Genomic DNA, 14,221 nt, shown 5'->3' with positions numbered 1-14,221 from the left:
CGGACTCAGCTGACGTAGCTGGTCAGGCCGGTGCGGAATGCGTCGAAGGTCGACTGGTAGGAGTCGATCCGCCAGTCGTTCTCCTTGTCGTAGTCGAACCAGGTGAAGCCACCGAAGCGCGGGTCGTCGGCCAGGGTGGCGAACATGGCGGTGATCCACTGCGCCTTCGCGGCGCCGTCGTCGCCGCCGGCCTCGACGCTGGCCGTCTCACCGGCGATGACGGGCAGGCTGGTGAGCGTCGCCATCTCGTCGAGACCGTTCTCGAAGACGTCGGCGAACGACGTCCACGTGGTGCCGTCGAGGGTGCCGCCCCAGTTGTAGCCGTCGAGAGCGACCGAGTCGACCTTGCTCGCGCCGGGCCAGGCCTGGGCCATCGGGGTGCTGCCCGGGTAGGGCACGTTGGGGTTCCAGCGGAACGTCACGTTGGTGGCGCCGGCGTTCTTGAAGACGGTGCGCATGCGGTTCCAGGCACCGACGTAGTCGGCGCTGGTGGTGCCGTCGACGCCGATGGCCCACGGGTACCAGGTGCCGTTCATCTCGTGGGCGAACCGGATGACCACCGGGCTGCCGTACTTCGCGGCGCCGCGGGCCCAGCTCTTGAGGTAGCCGTTCCAGGTGCCGGCGGCGATCGACTTCATCGAGTACGTCGTCTGGCCCAGACCGGCGCTGGGATCCCAGGGCTCCCAGGTGATGACGGGGGTCGCGCCGAGGTCGCGCACCCGGGCGGCGTCGGTGGTCGGGAAACCCGTCTGGGTGCTCCACGCGACGTACCACATGACCTCGTCGGGGGTACGCCCGAGGGCGCTGGCGAGCGAGGCGAGCTGGGAACCGCCGGGCGTGCCCGGCATCGTGACGCCGAAGGGGCGCTCGGCCTGCTCGGACGCCGACGCGAGACTCGGGGTCGTCCTGCGCGCGGCCTGGGCGGCGCCCGGAGCGAGGAGGACGGCACACACTCCCATCGTCACGGCGCACAGAACCAGGGCCAGTCGGCGCACGATACGGCTGCGGATCACGAGGGCCTCACCAGATGGGACGGGACGCGGGAGCGAGAACCGCCCGAGTGCGGCTGAGGAGGAGAGTATCCGCATTGACACAGATCGGTAACAAGCGCCCCTGAGGTGCTTCGTCTTCTACACAGCCGTCACATCGTCGCCCGTCTGGGCCGCTCCCCCGCGCCTGGTGTCCGCAGTGCCGTCGGCGTCGTGCAGCCCGCCGGCGCACGAGGCCATGGGCTCGGGCGCAGTCTCTCCCCCGCCGTAGGTGCGCAAGAAGAGGGGCAGGCGCGGGTCGTGGGCTCCGTCGAGCGCCAACTGGTGCCCCCACACCGTCACCACCACGGGCGCAGCGAGATCGGCCCACGGCGACATGATGCCGTTGCTCGGGAGCTGTTCGGACAGCGCCGCGACGTCGTCGTCGGACAGATCCTCTCGGTAGGCGATGAACACGGTGCCGTGCTCGAGGTCGTGCACGAGGTTCTCGGCCTGCACGGGGGTGTCGTAGACGCCGCAGTCGAGCCACACCGGGTTGTGGCGCCCGCCCAGGGGCGGGCTCTGCGGGTATTCGATCGGCCCTCGCACGTGCGTGGTCGGCAGATCGTCGACCACCAGCACGGCGTCGAGGTCCACGGGCCCGGGGGGCCTCGGCGCCGGGGGTGCGAGCAGCCCCACCGCCAGCACGCCGAGGGCGGCCAGCCCGGTGAGGGCCACGAGCACCAGCCGCCGACGCGCGCTACTCACCGAGCAGTCGCTGCACGCGCTCGACCTTGGCGCTCATCTGACCCTCGTAGCCGGGACGGATGTCGGCCTTGAGCACGAGACCCACCCGCGAGCTGGTCTCGGCCACCGCCTCGACGGCTCGCTTCACCACCGCCATCACGTCGTCCCACTCCCCCTCGATGCTGGTGAACATCGAGGTGAGCTCGTACGGCAGCCCGGACTCCCGCACCACCCGCACGGCCGCCGCCACCCCTTCCGAGACCGAACCGGTCTCGTCGGCCGCCGACGGGGAGATGCTGAACGCCACGATCATGGGTCCACGGTAGTCCGGGCCCGACCGCGAGGCGGCCGTGGCTACTTGTGCGGCACTCCCTGCACCGTGCCACCGTCGACGACGTACTCGGCACCCGTGGCGAACGAGGACTCGTCGCTGGCCAAGAACACCATCCAGTGACCGATCTCCTCGGGCTGACCGGGGCGACCGAGCGGGATCGGGATCATGTCGTCGGGGATCCCGGCGGTCATCGGGGTCTTGATCAGACCCGGGTGTACCGAGTTCACGCGCACGTTGTGCGGGGCGAGCTCCATGGCGACCGACTTGGTGAGGCCGCGCACGGCCCACTTGGTAGCGACGTAGGCGTGCGCCCAGGGGGTGCCGCGGATGCCCTCGATGGAGGAGACGTTGATGATCGAGCCCCTGCCCGAGGCGATGAGGGCGTCGGAGGCCGCGCGGATGCCGAGGAAGGTGCCGGTGAGGTTGATGTCGATCGCTCGCTGCCACTGACCCATGTCGAACTGCTGCACCAGGGCGCCGTTGGCGATGCCGGCGTTGTTGACCAGGACGCTGAGCGAGCCGAACTCCGCGACGGCGAACGCGACGGCGGCCTCCCACTGGTCCTGCTGGGCGACGTCGAGGTGCACGAAGCGGGCGGACTCACCGAGTTCGGCGGCGAGCGATCGTCCGAGCTCGTCTTGGATGTCGCCGATCACGACCTCGGCGCCCTCGGCCACGAGCATCCTGGCGCCCGCGGCGCCCATGCCGCTCGCGCCGCCGGTGATGATCGCGACCTTGCCGTCGCAGCGTCCCATGGGGTGTCTCCTCTTGTCCGGGTGGATGCGGGTGGATGCGGGTGGATGCGGGTGGGATGGTTCAGGAGGGAGTGGTCAGCGGCGGGTTGGTCACCAGCGGCAGGTCGAGCGTGGTGAGCAGGCCGGGCTCGGCTGCGACGACGGCGGGGATCGCGTTCACCACGCGGCCGGCGCCGACGAGGATGGCGGCGTAGTTGTGGTCGCCGTCCGCGCTCGTGGGGCAGATCTCGACGGTGTACGACGGCTCGCCGGTGATCTCGACGCGGTAGGAGCCACCCTCCTGGCCCGGGCTCGCCCAGTCGGGGCGCTGACCCTCGAAGGTGCGGGTGACGTGCTCGACGACGATGGCCTGGTGATCGCCCGCCATGCCGGCGACCTCGAACCAGAGCCCGGACTGGGTGCCGGCCTCGATGGTGCCGATCGCGATGTCGTAGGAGTCCTCGGCCCAGTCGCGCTCGAACTGCTCGCGGATCTCGGTGATCTCGATGTCGAACGCCTGCGCGAGCTGGTGGATGGTGACGCCCCAGGCGGCTTTGAGCACGCCCGGGTTGAGCAGCATGGGCGTCTGGTCGGGTCTCATGCCGAACCCCATGACGTCGACCATCACCTCGCGACCGTCGTAGGTGCCGTAGTCGGCGAGCTCGAGGCACCGCACCTGGTGCACCTCACGACACGTGCCGGCCAGGGCCAGCGGGATCACGTCGCCGGCGAAGCCGGGGTCGACGCCGTTGACGAAGAGGCTGACGCCGTTCTCCTTCGCCGTGGCGATGACCGGGTCGATCATGGAGTCCGGCAAGGTGCCCCACGGGTACATCAGCGTGACCGGCGAGGTGCCGACCACGTTGATGCCGGCCCGGAGCAGCCGGTCGATGTCGCCGAACGCCTCGAAGAAGCGGGTCTCGGCCAGCGCGCAGTACACCGCGCAGTCGGGACGCGTGGCGACGAGGGCGTCGAGGTCGTCGGTGGCGACCACGCCGGTGGCCGGGAGGTCGAAGCCGGCGAGCGCGGCGGCGTCCTTGCCCACCTTCTCCGGGTTCGACACCACGCAGGCGACGAGCTCGAAGCGGTCGTCGGTGATCAGGTGTCGCAGCGCCATGGCGCCCACGTTGCCGGTGCCGATGTGCGCGACGCGGATCGCCATGGGGTTGCCTCTCGGTGGAACTGGACAGGTGTCGGGTTGATCCGGTTGCACGCTACTAGAACATGTTCTAGAACACGAGCAGCCGGACCTCCCCGACACCTGCGCCCGCCGGGAGCGGGATCAGTGCGTGCGACGCACCGCCTTGACCGCCCCGTCGCTCTTCAACAAGACGACGTCGTTGCGTCGGCGCCCGAAGTGGAAGAGGTTGTCCAGCGTGCCGGCCCGTTCGTCGAACGACCCGTCGCCGATCCGGCCCAGGCCCCAGTTGTCCTCGATGAACTGCGTGATCGAGGTCTGCTCCGTGGCGTTGTGGGTGATCTTGTTGCGCTTGGCGTAGGGCGAGATCACCAGCAGCGGCTGCCGGGTGCCCGGACCGCAGCGGTCTGCGTATCCCTGGGCCACCGGCGCGTCGGAGTCGTCGCAGAATGCGGCGTCCTTGGTGCTGTCGTGCGAGGCGTTGAGGACGTCGGAGGCCACGTGGTCATACCAGCCGTCGGAGTCGTCGTAGGCCACCACGATGGCGGTGTTCTTCCAGTACTTCGAGCGCTGGATCTTGTTGATCTCGTGCACGAGGAAGTGCTGTTCGTCGATCGGGTCGGAGTAGGCGGCGTGACCGTCCTGGTACTCCGCAGCCTTCACGAAGCTCACGGCCGGCAGCGTGCCCTGCGTCAAGGACTGGTTGAACACCGAGAGGTCGTAGTTGTGGTTCGCCTGACCGTCGTGGCCCACCTCGTCCATCGAGGCCGGCGGCAGGTGGTGCGGGTTCGAGGTCGATTGGTAGTACTCGAAGGGGCTGTGGTGCGGGCTGTAGTCGGCCACGCTGGCACCGCCCAGGTTGGTGTGGGTCGCGCCGCAGACGGCATAGCCGGTGTCGGAGTCGGCAGCGGCCGTGGTCGGCGCGAAGCCGCCCTGGAACCAGCCCCAGGTGACGTCCTTGGCGTTGAGCAGGTCACCGATGTTCTTGCCCTGATCGCCCTCCTGCACGGCGGCGGCGAGGGTGTTGCCCGAGGTGTGGTTCTTGTCCGAGCAGTCGTCGTAGGCGGGGTCGGGGTCGTTCACGACCGTGCCGACGCCGCTCGCGTCGGGCGAGGCCAGCACGTAGGAGCCGGGCGTGCCGACCTGCTCACCGGTCTCGGGGTCGACCTCGACGAAACCGTGCGTCTGACCGGCGACGAGGTTGAGCGCGCCGGGCGTCGACGGACCGAAGGTCGAGGAGAAGGAGTGATCGTTCATCGCGTAGTGCTGGGCGTAGTTCCACAGGCCGGTGACCGTGTTGCCGTCGTAGTAGCCCATGGTCAGCCCGGGTGCGCCGTAGAGACCCGAACAGGTGTCGGTGCTGACCTTCTCGACGAACTGGTCCATGGCGCCGCCGTCGAACGCCTGCTGTTCGGGTCCGTAGGCGTGGTTCTGGTCGCAGGTCATGGCCTGGTCCGAGGTCAGCCGGAACGGGTCGTAGGCGTTCGGGTTGTCCTTCAGCAGGCCGGCCGAGGCCAACGTGTCTGCGTGTGGCGTCCTCTTCGAGGCGCGGAACGTGGTGCCGTCGGTGTTCGCCGCCTTCGGGTAGGTGCCGAAGTAGTGGTCGAAGGAGATGTTCTCGTCGAAGATCACGACCACGTGCTTGATCGGGGTCTTCGTCTCATACGCCGCCTTGCCCTTCTGCTGGGTCTGCTGGGTCTGCTGAGTCTGCTGGGTCTGCTGGGCAGGGCGGACGGCGGGAGCGGCGGCCGGCTCGGGCTGGGCGAACGCGCCGGTGCTGGTGGCAGCGGCGACGGCGACCACTGCCAGGCTCGCGAGGCCGGCGATGGCCGGGCCTCGACGTGATGACGACATGCGGGTTCCTCTCGGTTGGTGCGGTGGGGACGGGTGCGTCAGGTGTCGAGCAGGCCCCGGCCGTACCGGTCCTGCTCGTCGCGGAGCCCGGGCAGCGCGAAGAAGTAGCCGCCGCCGACGGGAGTGATGTAGTCGACGAGCGGCTCGCCCTGGAGCCGGTGCTGGACGGTCTCGAAGGCGCGCTCGAGGTCGGTCTGGAAGCAGGTGAAGACCAGCCCCAGGTCGAGGTTGCCGGCGAGGTCGAGGCCGGCGTCGTAGTTCCACGCCCGCCGCAGCATCCGCTGGTCGGCGGTGGCGTCGGTGCGCGGGTTGGCCAGGCGGATGTGCGAGTCCAGCGGGGTCACGGAGCCGCGCGGGTCGTCGGAGTAGTCGGGGTCGTCGGCGTCCGTCGAGCCCGACAGTGGGGCACCGCTGTCGCGGCGGCGTCCGATCATGCGCTCCTGCTCCGAGAGGCCCACGCGATCCCAGAACTCGGTGAGCATCCGGATGATGCGGACCACGTGGTAGCTGCCGCCAGCGGTCCAGGCCGGCTCGTCGTCGCCCGCCCACACGAGCGCGTCGAAGTCGTCGGCGCTCGGGTTGGCGATGCCGTCCTTGAAGCCGAGGTGGTTGCGCGGGGCGCCGGTCGGGCGAGACGGCGGCCGGGCGCCGTCGATGCGCCAGCGCGGTGCGAGCGCGCCGCGCGTGTGCCGCATCAGGTCGCGCACGGCGTGCAGCACGGTGTCGCCGTGGTCGGCGCTCACCTGGAGCAGCAGGTCTCCGCCACAGCGCGCCGCGTCGAGGTCGTCGTCGGCGAAGGCATGCATCGGCTTGAGCCGCAGCGGCTTCGCACCGGCCAGACCGAAGCGGTGGTCGAAGAGGCTGGCGCCCACGCTGACCGTGACCGTGAGGCCGTCGGCCGGAACGTCGGGGCCGAGGACACCTGAGTCGGACGGCGGCCCGCTGATGCCGGTGGGTCGGGGCGCATAGCCCTGGGTCAGGGTGCCGACCCGGCTGCTCAGCGCCTTCAACGCCTCGGCCAGGCCGCCGCGATCGGTCGCGACCACGTCGAGCGCGAGCACGCTGACCGCCGAGCCGGGCTCGCCCGCGATGCCGGGCTGGTGCTCGCCGTAGGGACTGATGACCCGGTCCGGCCCGTCAGGAGCGTCGGTGGCGGGCTCGTCGGCCCGGGCGGAGGCACCGGCGTGGGCACAGCCCGCCGCCAGCCCGGCAGCACCTGCGGCCAGCCCGGTACCGGCCAGGCCGCGGAACAGCCCGCGGCGATCCATCGAGGCACTCACGAGGTTCTCCTCGGCTCAAGGGCGACCGCGAGCGGCGCCAGCGACTCGGCCAGTCCGGCGACGGCCGAGGCGAGCTGCTCGCGGTCGACGCGTGGCCACTGCGCGACGGATCGGTGGGCGTCCGGGGTGCGGGCCAGGCGCCGCACGAGGGCGCGCGTGGTCGTCAGGTCGGTGAACAGACGGGCGGGATGGGGTACCCGGCCGGTGAGCACCGGGCGCAGCCGGCGCAGCACGTCGGCGGTGGCGGCGAGGTCGCCGTCCGCGGTGGCGAGAGCGGTGTGCGAGCCGAGGTCGTCGCGGCCGGTCAGGGTGCGCTGGAGGAGATCCTCGGTGATCTCGTGGGCTCGGAGCACGAGGTCGAGCGGGGCGAGCTGGGTGCTGCGGAGCCGATGACTCAACGCGGCCAGGTCGCTGGCGAGGGCGCGTGCGTCGCCGATCAGGCGGGCGGTGTGGGGGCGTGCGGTGAAGAGGTCGTGCTCGATGCGGTGGAAGCCGGTGACGGGGTGGCGGTCGAGCGTGGGTGGTCCGTGCGGGAGCCCGTCGATGGCATCGCCGAGCTCGCCGAAGGCGCCGTACGCACCGCCGAGCAGCTGGTAGCCGCGGTGCGCGGCGATCCAGTCGTGGCGGGCGGCGGGGAGGTCACCGCTCGCCAGGTGCTGCACCAGGCCCGAGATCCGGTGCCGCACCCGGCCGAGACGGTGACCGACCGCGGCCTGGTAGTCGAGAGTCGTGCGCAGCAGCTCGCTCTGGTCGACGGGCGGCACGCCACGGGTGCCGGTGCTCGCCCCCTGGACGTCGACGACTCCCCCGGTGACCGGCTCCTCGTCCTCCATGAGGCACTGCACGGCGTAGCTGCCGGTGGGCAGGTCGATGGCCAGCGGCACCGTGGTGCCGGGCGCGAGCAGCTCGAGGTCGGCGTACACGGCGCCGTCGCGGGCTCCGCCCACGGCCACGACGCGCACCTCGCCCGGGCGCGAGTCGTCGTCACGCACGTCGATCTGGCCCACGGGCTGGGTGGCGACCGCGTCGAACCCGTCGCCGCACCGGGTCACGGACGCCGTCACGACCGGTCGTGACCGCCCACGCGCCGGCCGCGTCGCGACGTGACGGGGGCCGAGGCCCACGACCGCCAGCACGGCGAGCAGACCGAGGGTGCCCACGACCAGGGCAGCGACGACCCGAGTGGCCAAAGAGGAGATCCGAGGCATGACGCGACGACGCTAAGCGGCCCCACCACCCCTCCGGAAGGGCGAAACGGTGGACGTCGACAACTGTGCGTGCGGTGTTCGTCTGCCGTTCACGACACCGGCTCGAGCACCCCGCGCATCCGCTCGAGAGCGTCGTGGGACTGCGACGTCACGGTGCCCACCGAGATCCCCAGCGGCGCGACGGCCACACCGGACGCGAGGAGCAACACCACGACCAGGGCGCCGGCCAGCGCCGCACCCGCGCGGCGGCGCCGCTGCCAGTCGGCGCCTCGCGCCCAGGCGGCGTCGGCATCCGCGGGTGCGGTCGCGGGTAGGTCCGCGTCGGCGAGCGCGCCGAGGCGCCTGCGCAGGTCGGTGAGGTCGTCCATCGGTGCTCCCCGGGCGTCGGAGGTGGGTTCACCCTCTCCTACGCAGCGACACCGAGGGATGGTTGGGCCTGATCTCTCGCCTGGCGTCACACCTGCACTGCGTCGTCGTCGGGAAGCATCGAGCGCAACCGCTCCAACGCTTCCCGGCCGTGGGACTTCACCGTGCCGAGTCGGATGCCGAGTACGTCCGCGGTCTGCGCCTCGGTGAGATCCTCGAAGTAGCGCAGCACGACCACGGCCCGTTGACGGGGCGAGAGCTGGAGCAGGGCTCGCCGCAGGAGCTCGCGATCCGTCGGATCCTCCCCCGTTGCAGAGCTCTCGGGCAGCCTGTCGACGCTGACCTCCCGCCACCGCCTCCGCCGCCAGCGGGTGACCGACTCGCGAGCCAGGATCCGCCGCACGTAGGGCTCCGGGGCATCGGCGATCCTCGTCCAGTGCGGCAGGGCCTTGACCAGTGCCAGTTGCACCAGATCCTCGGCGTCCTCGTGGCCGCCGGTGAGCAGGTACGCCGTGCGCAGCAGGGCCCCACGGCGGGCAGCGACGAACTCCTCGAACCCCGCTCGAACCTCAGAGGCGGACACGTCGCCTCCACAGAACCAGGACGACGCAGGCCGCCGCGATCAGCGCAGCGACGGCTCCCGCCACTGTGCGCGGATCCCACGGCGTGGGGGGCGCCGGGCGGGCCACGAATCCGGCGTCGAGCAGATCGGTCGCCAGCTGACCCGAGTAGCGGAAGTTCCCCGGCCCGGCCAGCCGTACCACGCGCTGGGAGACGCCGGTGCGGATGTTCACCCGGTAGAGGTCCGTGCGGTAGCGGCTCTGGGGCGCGTACTCCTCGGCGAGGAGATGCCCGGCGTCGAGCCAGGCGAACACGGAGAAGGTCTCGTCGTTGCCTGGAACCGAGCTATCGACCACTCTGTTGCCGGCGTGCCCGACGATCACGATGGGGGCGGGATTGCCGTTCCCTCGCGGGTAGGCGACGAGTCCGCCGGATGGCGAGAGGGCGCTGGAGCGGGTCATGCTGCGGCCCGGCGTCCGCAACCGATGGCGCGAGCCGTCCGACACCGCGTAGGCGTAGTCACCCACGAGCACCTCACCGCGACCGTTGGTGGCCTCGACCTCGCTCGAGACCGTCTCGGGGTCGATGGTCCGGGGTGCCTCGGCCCCCACCTTCCAGACTGACAGTGGCGCGCCTGGACCCGACATGCTGGCCCTCTCGCCGGACGCGCCGTCTCCACCCCTCCACTGCGAGAAGCTGAAGACGAGATGATCGGCGTCGGCCCAGGCCAGGGAGCTGTTCCGGTCCACCATCAGACCGTGTGCGGTCTCGACCGGATACCGCAGCACCCCTCCAGTGTCGGCGTCGTAGACGGCCAAGCCGGTCACGGGCAGGGCCTGTCCCGCTTGAGTGTTGGCGGTGCCGGTGGTGGCACCGGTGATCCAGAAGGCGACCCGCCTCCCGTCCGGCGAGAGCGCCCACCCCTGGCCCGCGTCGTCGGGCAGGTCGAGGAAGCGATACTCCCCGGTGGTGGCGGAGATGCCTACGACCGCCTCGTGGTCGGCACTGATCCAACTCTTGCGCTCCTGGTCGGTCATCAGCACGGCGATACGCCCCAGCGGACCGTCGTCGTCGGTGCCCGACAACCAGGGGCTCGGGGCGTACAACCTCTCCGGCACGGCTGCCGCGGCGCTGGGAGCCGCCGGCTGCACGTCGGCCCGCGTCTGCAGGTGCGCCCCGCCAGCGATCCCGAGGACGCCCAGCACTGCCGCGGCGACGACGAGCGCCGTCCCGGCTCGCCGTCGGCGGTGGTAGCGGCGAGCCCGGTCGTAGAGGGCGGGGTCGAGTCCGCCCGACGGGGCGTCGTCCGCCAGCGCCTCGAGACGCTCGTGCAAGGTGCTCATGACCCATCACACGCTCCCAGACCCGCTCACGGAGGGGGCCGATCCGAGTAAAAGTCTCTCAGACCACGCTGCGCACCAGCAGGACCAGAGCCGACGACGCGCAGACCACCAGGACGGCGACGCGCACCCGGTGCTCGGGCAACACGGGGCGCAGGCGTCGTCCGAGCCAGGCACCGAGCAGCAGCACCGGCAGCATCACGAGCGCGAGCAGGGACGTCGGTCCGTCGAGCTCACCGGCGAGGAGCAGGCCGACCAGCGAGAGGGCGGCGCCGATCATGAAGTAGACGGCGAGCGTGGTGCGGATCCGACGAGCCGCCTCGTGCTGGTAGAGGATCGCCATCGGGGGGCCGCCGATGGAGGTGGTCGTGCCCGCGGCACCGGAGGCGAGGCCGGCCAGGGCGAGCGTCGTCCGCGTCACCGGCAGGCGCACCGCCCGCGCCGTCAGCGCGACGGCGGCCAGCACCATGAGGGCGACCAGCACACCGAGCGTGGCCGGCGCGACCACGGCGACCGCCCACACGCCGACCGCGGTGCCGGGCACCCGCGTGGGCAGCGACCAGCGCAAGCCGAACCAGTCGATGTCCTCGCGCTCGGAGGCCAGCGTCACGATCGGCAGCACGGCGGCGAGCAGGAGCAGCAGCTCCGGCATCAGTCGCGGGTCGGCGAGGGTGACGATCGGTGCCGCCACCAGACCGAGTCCCAGACCCACCAACGACTGGACGGTGGCCCCGGCGAGAAGCGCCAGGGCCACCGTCAGCAGCACGGGGAGTGAGACTCCCCCGATCATGGGCAGGTGATCGAGCGTGGGGCTCAGCCCTTGTTCTTCAACGAGCGGAGCACGAACTGCATGATGCCGCCGTTGCGGTAGTAGCTCGCCTCGCCGGGGGTGTCGATGCGCACGACCGCGTCGAACTCGACGTCGTCGGCCTTGACCTTGACCGTGCGCGGGATGGTGCCGTCGTTGAGCTCGGTGACGCCGGTGAAGGAGAAGGTCTCCTCACCGGTCAGCCCCAGGCTCTCGGCCGACTCGCCAGCCGGGAACTGGAGCGGCAGCACGCCCATGCCGATGAGGTTGGAGCGGTGGATGCGCTCGTAGGACTCCGCGATCACGGCCTTGACGCCGAGCAGCGCGGTGCCCTTAGCGGCCCAGTCGCGCGAGGAGCCCGAGCCGTACTCCTTGCCCGCGAGCACGACCAGCGGGGTGCCGGCCGCGATGTACTTCTCCGAGGCCTCGTAGACGGTGGTGATCTCACCGTCGCCGGCGAAGTCCTTCGTGAAGCCACCCTCGGTGCCCGGCGCCAACTGGTTGCGCAGCCGGATGTTGGCGAACGTGCCGCGGATCATGACCTCGTGGTTGCCTCGGCGCGAGCCGTAGGAGTTGAAGTCACGCTGCTCCACGCCGTGCTCGGCGAGATAGGTGCCCGCGGGGCTGTCCTTCTTGATGGCACCGGCCGGGCTGATGTGGTCGGTGGTCACCGAGTCGCCGAGCTTGAGGAGCACCCGCGCACCCTCGATGTCGGTGACGGCCTCGGGCTCCGCGGGCATGCCGTCGAAGTACGGCGCACGCCGCACGTAGGTGGAGTCCTCGTCCCAGGCGAAGGTGTCGCCCTCCGGGGTGCTCAGCGAGCGCCAGCGCTCGTCGCCCTTGAACACGTCGGCATAGCGCCGGTCGAACATGTCGGTGTCGATGGCGTCGTCCATCACCGACTGCACGTCGCTCGGGCTGGGCCAGATGTCCTTGAGGTAGACGTCGTTGCCGTCGGTGTCCTGCCCCAGCGGGTCGTCGAAGAGGCTGCCGCGCATGGTGCCCTTGAGCGCGTAGGCGACCACCAGCGGCGGCGAGGCCAGGTAGTTCATCTTGATGTCGGGGTTGATGCGGCCCTCGAAGTTGCGGTTGCCCGAGAGCACCGAGGTGACCGCGAGGTCGCCCTCGTTGACCGCGGCCGAGACCTCGGGGATGAGCGGGCCGGAGTTGCCGATGCAGGTGGTGCAGCCGTAGCCGACGAGGTTGAAGCCGAGCTTGTCGAGGTACGGCGTGAGGCCGGAGCGCTCGTAGTAGTCGGTGACCACCTGCGAGCCCGGGGCCAGCGTGGTCTTGACCCAGGGCTTGCGGGCCAGGCCCTTGTCGACCGCGTTCTTCGCCAACAGCGCCGCGCCGATCATGACGCTCGGGTTGGAGGTGTTCGTGCACGAGGTGATCGCCGCGATGGTGACCGCCCCGTGCTCGAGCTCGAGCTCCTGGCCGTCGAGCGAGAACGCGACCTTCTTCTCGGGCTCGTCGGTGTAGTCGCCGAGCGCGGTGTCGAACGCGGAGCCGGCCGAGGTGACCTCGATGCGGTCCTGCGGGCGCTTCGGGCCCGCGATGCTCGGGACGACGGTCGCGAGGTCGAGCTCGAGACTCTCGGAGTAGCGGGGCTCGTGGTCGGGGTCGTGCCAGATGCCCTGGGTCTTGGCGTAGGCCTCGACCAGCGCGAGCTGTTCGTCGCTGCGTCCGGTCAGGCGCAGGTAGTCGACGGTCTGCTCGTCGATCGGGAACACCGCGATGGTGGAGCCGAACTCCGGGCTCATGTTGCCGATCGTGGCCCGGTTGGCCAGCGGCAGCGCCGAGACGCCGGGGCCGTAGAACTCGACGAACTTGCCGACCACGCCGTGCTGGCGCAGCATCTCGGTGATCGTGAGCACCAGGTCGGTGGCGGTCGAGCCCTCGGGCAGGTCGCCGGCCAGCTTGAAGCCGACCACGCGCGGGATGAGCATGCTCACCGGCTGACCGAGCATGGCGGCCTCGGCCTCGATGCCGCCCACGCCCCAGCCGACGACACCGATGCCGTTGACCATGGTGGTGTGGGAGTCGGTTCCGACGCAGGTGTCGGGGTAGGCCTGCAGCTCGCCATCGACCTCACGCGTGAACACGGTGCGGGCGAGGTGCTCGATGTTGACCTGGTGCACGATGCCGGTGCCCGGCGGCACGACCTTGAAGTCGTCGAACGCGCCCTGGCCCCAACGCAGGAACTGGTAGCGCTCCCGGTTGCGCTCGTACTCGATCTCGACGTTGCGCTCGAACGCCTCGGGGTTGCCGAAGACGTCGGCGATGACGGAGTGGTCGATGACCATCTCGGCCGGGGCGAGCGGGTTGATCTTGGTGGCGTCGCCGCCCAGCTCGGCCATCGCCTCGCGCATGGTGGCGAGGTCGACCACGCAGGGCACGCCGGTGAAGTCCTGCATGATCACCCGCGCCGGAGTGAACTGGATCTCCTTGGAGGGGTCCGCGTCGGCGTCCCACCCGGCCAACGCCTTGATGTCATCGGCGGTGATGTTCGCGCCGTCCTCGGTGCGCAGCAGGTTCTCGAGCAGCACCTTGAGACTGAACGGCAGGGACGCGACGTCCAGGCCCTCACCGGTGACCGCGTCGAGGCGGAAGATCTCGTACGCCTTGCCGTCGACGTCGAGCGTGCTCTTGGCGCCGAAGCTGTCCTTGCTTGCCACTGACCAACATCTCCTCTGAGGTTCGCTGCCGGGGGTACTACTGCCGGGAACGGGCTGCGGGGTCCATCTTGCCGCTCCAGCCGGGGTGGGCGACACCCACCCGGTTTATCTTGATGTCAAGATACACGACGTCGAGGCATCTTCCATGCTGACCCGTCGCCAACTTTCACCTGACCTGCCACGAACTTCCGGGCTGTGAGAACTT

The 14,221-nt window shown here is 70.5% G+C and carries 13 protein-coding genes; all 13 read right to left on the bottom strand.

Annotated elements, in window-relative coordinates; all coding sequences use genetic code 11:
* Positions 1-5 precede the first annotated feature (5 nt).
* Positions 6-1,013: a glycoside hydrolase family 26 protein gene (locus ISG29_RS21515; protein ID WP_194502161.1), complete on the bottom strand. Its 1,008-nt coding sequence runs from the start codon at positions 1,011-1,013 to the stop codon at positions 6-8.
* A gap of 117 nt (positions 1,014-1,130) precedes the next feature.
* The gene (locus ISG29_RS04820) at positions 1,131-1,736 is read right to left on the bottom strand and encodes a DUF3105 domain-containing protein (RefSeq protein WP_194502160.1); all 606 of its coding nucleotides are present in this window, start codon (positions 1,734-1,736) and stop codon (positions 1,131-1,133) included.
* Positions 1,729-2,028 (bottom strand): MTH1187 family thiamine-binding protein, encoded by a 300-nt coding sequence (locus ISG29_RS04815; protein ID WP_194502159.1) that lies wholly within the window; start codon positions 2,026-2,028, stop codon positions 1,729-1,731. Before ISG29_RS04815 ends, ISG29_RS04820 begins: the two co-directional genes overlap by 8 nt.
* Before the next feature lie 41 nt (positions 2,029-2,069).
* Positions 2,070-2,804: a glucose 1-dehydrogenase gene (locus tag ISG29_RS04810; protein ID WP_194502158.1), complete on the bottom strand. Its 735-nt coding sequence runs from the start codon at positions 2,802-2,804 to the stop codon at positions 2,070-2,072.
* A gap of 61 nt (positions 2,805-2,865) precedes the next feature.
* Positions 2,866-3,945 carry an NAD(P)H-dependent amine dehydrogenase family protein gene (locus ISG29_RS04805; RefSeq protein WP_194502157.1) on the bottom strand — a complete coding sequence of 360 codons (1,080 nt, stop codon included), beginning with the start codon at positions 3,943-3,945 and terminating at the stop codon, positions 2,866-2,868.
* 120 nt (positions 3,946-4,065) lie between these two features.
* Positions 4,066-5,775: a phospholipase C gene (locus ISG29_RS04800; protein WP_194502156.1), complete on the bottom strand. Its 1,710-nt coding sequence runs from the start codon at positions 5,773-5,775 to the stop codon at positions 4,066-4,068.
* Between the two features lie 38 nt (positions 5,776-5,813).
* Complete coding sequence (locus ISG29_RS04795) at positions 5,814-7,055, bottom strand: Dyp-type peroxidase (RefSeq protein ID WP_328827978.1); 1,242 nt, start codon at positions 7,053-7,055, stop codon at positions 5,814-5,816.
* Positions 7,052-8,263, bottom strand: a complete 1,212-nt coding sequence (locus ISG29_RS04790; protein WP_194502155.1) for an EfeM/EfeO family lipoprotein — start codon at positions 8,261-8,263, stop codon at positions 7,052-7,054. Before ISG29_RS04790 ends, ISG29_RS04795 begins: the two co-directional genes overlap by 4 nt.
* 89 nt (positions 8,264-8,352) lie before the next feature.
* A complete protein-coding gene (locus tag ISG29_RS04785; RefSeq protein WP_194502154.1) occupies positions 8,353-8,631 on the bottom strand; it encodes a hypothetical protein in 279 nt (92 codons plus the stop codon).
* 86 nt (positions 8,632-8,717) lie between these two features.
* Positions 8,718-9,212 (bottom strand): SigE family RNA polymerase sigma factor, encoded by a 495-nt coding sequence (locus tag ISG29_RS04780; RefSeq protein WP_194502153.1) that lies wholly within the window; start codon positions 9,210-9,212, stop codon positions 8,718-8,720.
* Positions 9,199-10,533, bottom strand: a complete 1,335-nt coding sequence (locus tag ISG29_RS04775; protein WP_194502152.1) for a hypothetical protein — start codon at positions 10,531-10,533, stop codon at positions 9,199-9,201. The genes ISG29_RS04780 and ISG29_RS04775 overlap by 14 nt, the downstream gene beginning before the upstream one ends.
* Positions 10,534-10,591: 58 nt before the next feature.
* On the bottom strand, positions 10,592-11,296 hold the full coding sequence (locus ISG29_RS04770) for a sulfite exporter TauE/SafE family protein (protein ID WP_328827976.1): 705 nt from the start codon (positions 11,294-11,296) through the stop codon (positions 10,592-10,594).
* A 47-nt stretch (positions 11,297-11,343) separates the two neighbouring features.
* Positions 11,344-14,016 carry an aconitate hydratase AcnA gene (acnA, locus tag ISG29_RS04765; protein WP_194502150.1) on the bottom strand — a complete coding sequence of 891 codons (2,673 nt, stop codon included), beginning with the start codon at positions 14,014-14,016 and terminating at the stop codon, positions 11,344-11,346.
* Positions 14,017-14,221: the final 205 nt, after the last annotated feature.

This window comes from Nocardioides acrostichi (genome assembly GCF_015319165.1).
Classification (GTDB): Bacteria; Actinomycetota; Actinomycetes; order Propionibacteriales; family Nocardioidaceae; genus Nocardioides; species Nocardioides acrostichi.
Note: the sequence above shows the minus strand (reverse complement) of the source record. Positions and strands in the feature narration are given on the sequence as shown.

Coding starts and splice junctions, on each gene's coding strand:
- ISG29_RS04790 (WP_194502155.1), bottom strand. CDS start 8,263: ATGCCTCGGATCTCCTCTTTGGCCACTCGGGTCGTCGCTGCCCTGGTC.
- ISG29_RS04800 (WP_194502156.1), bottom strand. CDS start 5,775: ATGTCGTCATCACGTCGAGGCCCGGCCATCGCCGGCCTCGCGAGCCTG.
- ISG29_RS04785 (WP_194502154.1), bottom strand. CDS start 8,631: ATGGACGACCTCACCGACCTGCGCAGGCGCCTCGGCGCGCTCGCCGAC.
- ISG29_RS04815 (WP_194502159.1), bottom strand. CDS start 2,028: ATGATCGTGGCGTTCAGCATCTCCCCGTCGGCGGCCGACGAGACCGGT.
- ISG29_RS04805 (WP_194502157.1), bottom strand. CDS start 3,945: ATGGCGATCCGCGTCGCGCACATCGGCACCGGCAACGTGGGCGCCATG.
- ISG29_RS04775 (WP_194502152.1), bottom strand. CDS start 10,533: ATGAGCACCTTGCACGAGCGTCTCGAGGCGCTGGCGGACGACGCCCCG.
- ISG29_RS04810 (WP_194502158.1), bottom strand. CDS start 2,804: ATGGGACGCTGCGACGGCAAGGTCGCGATCATCACCGGCGGCGCGAGC.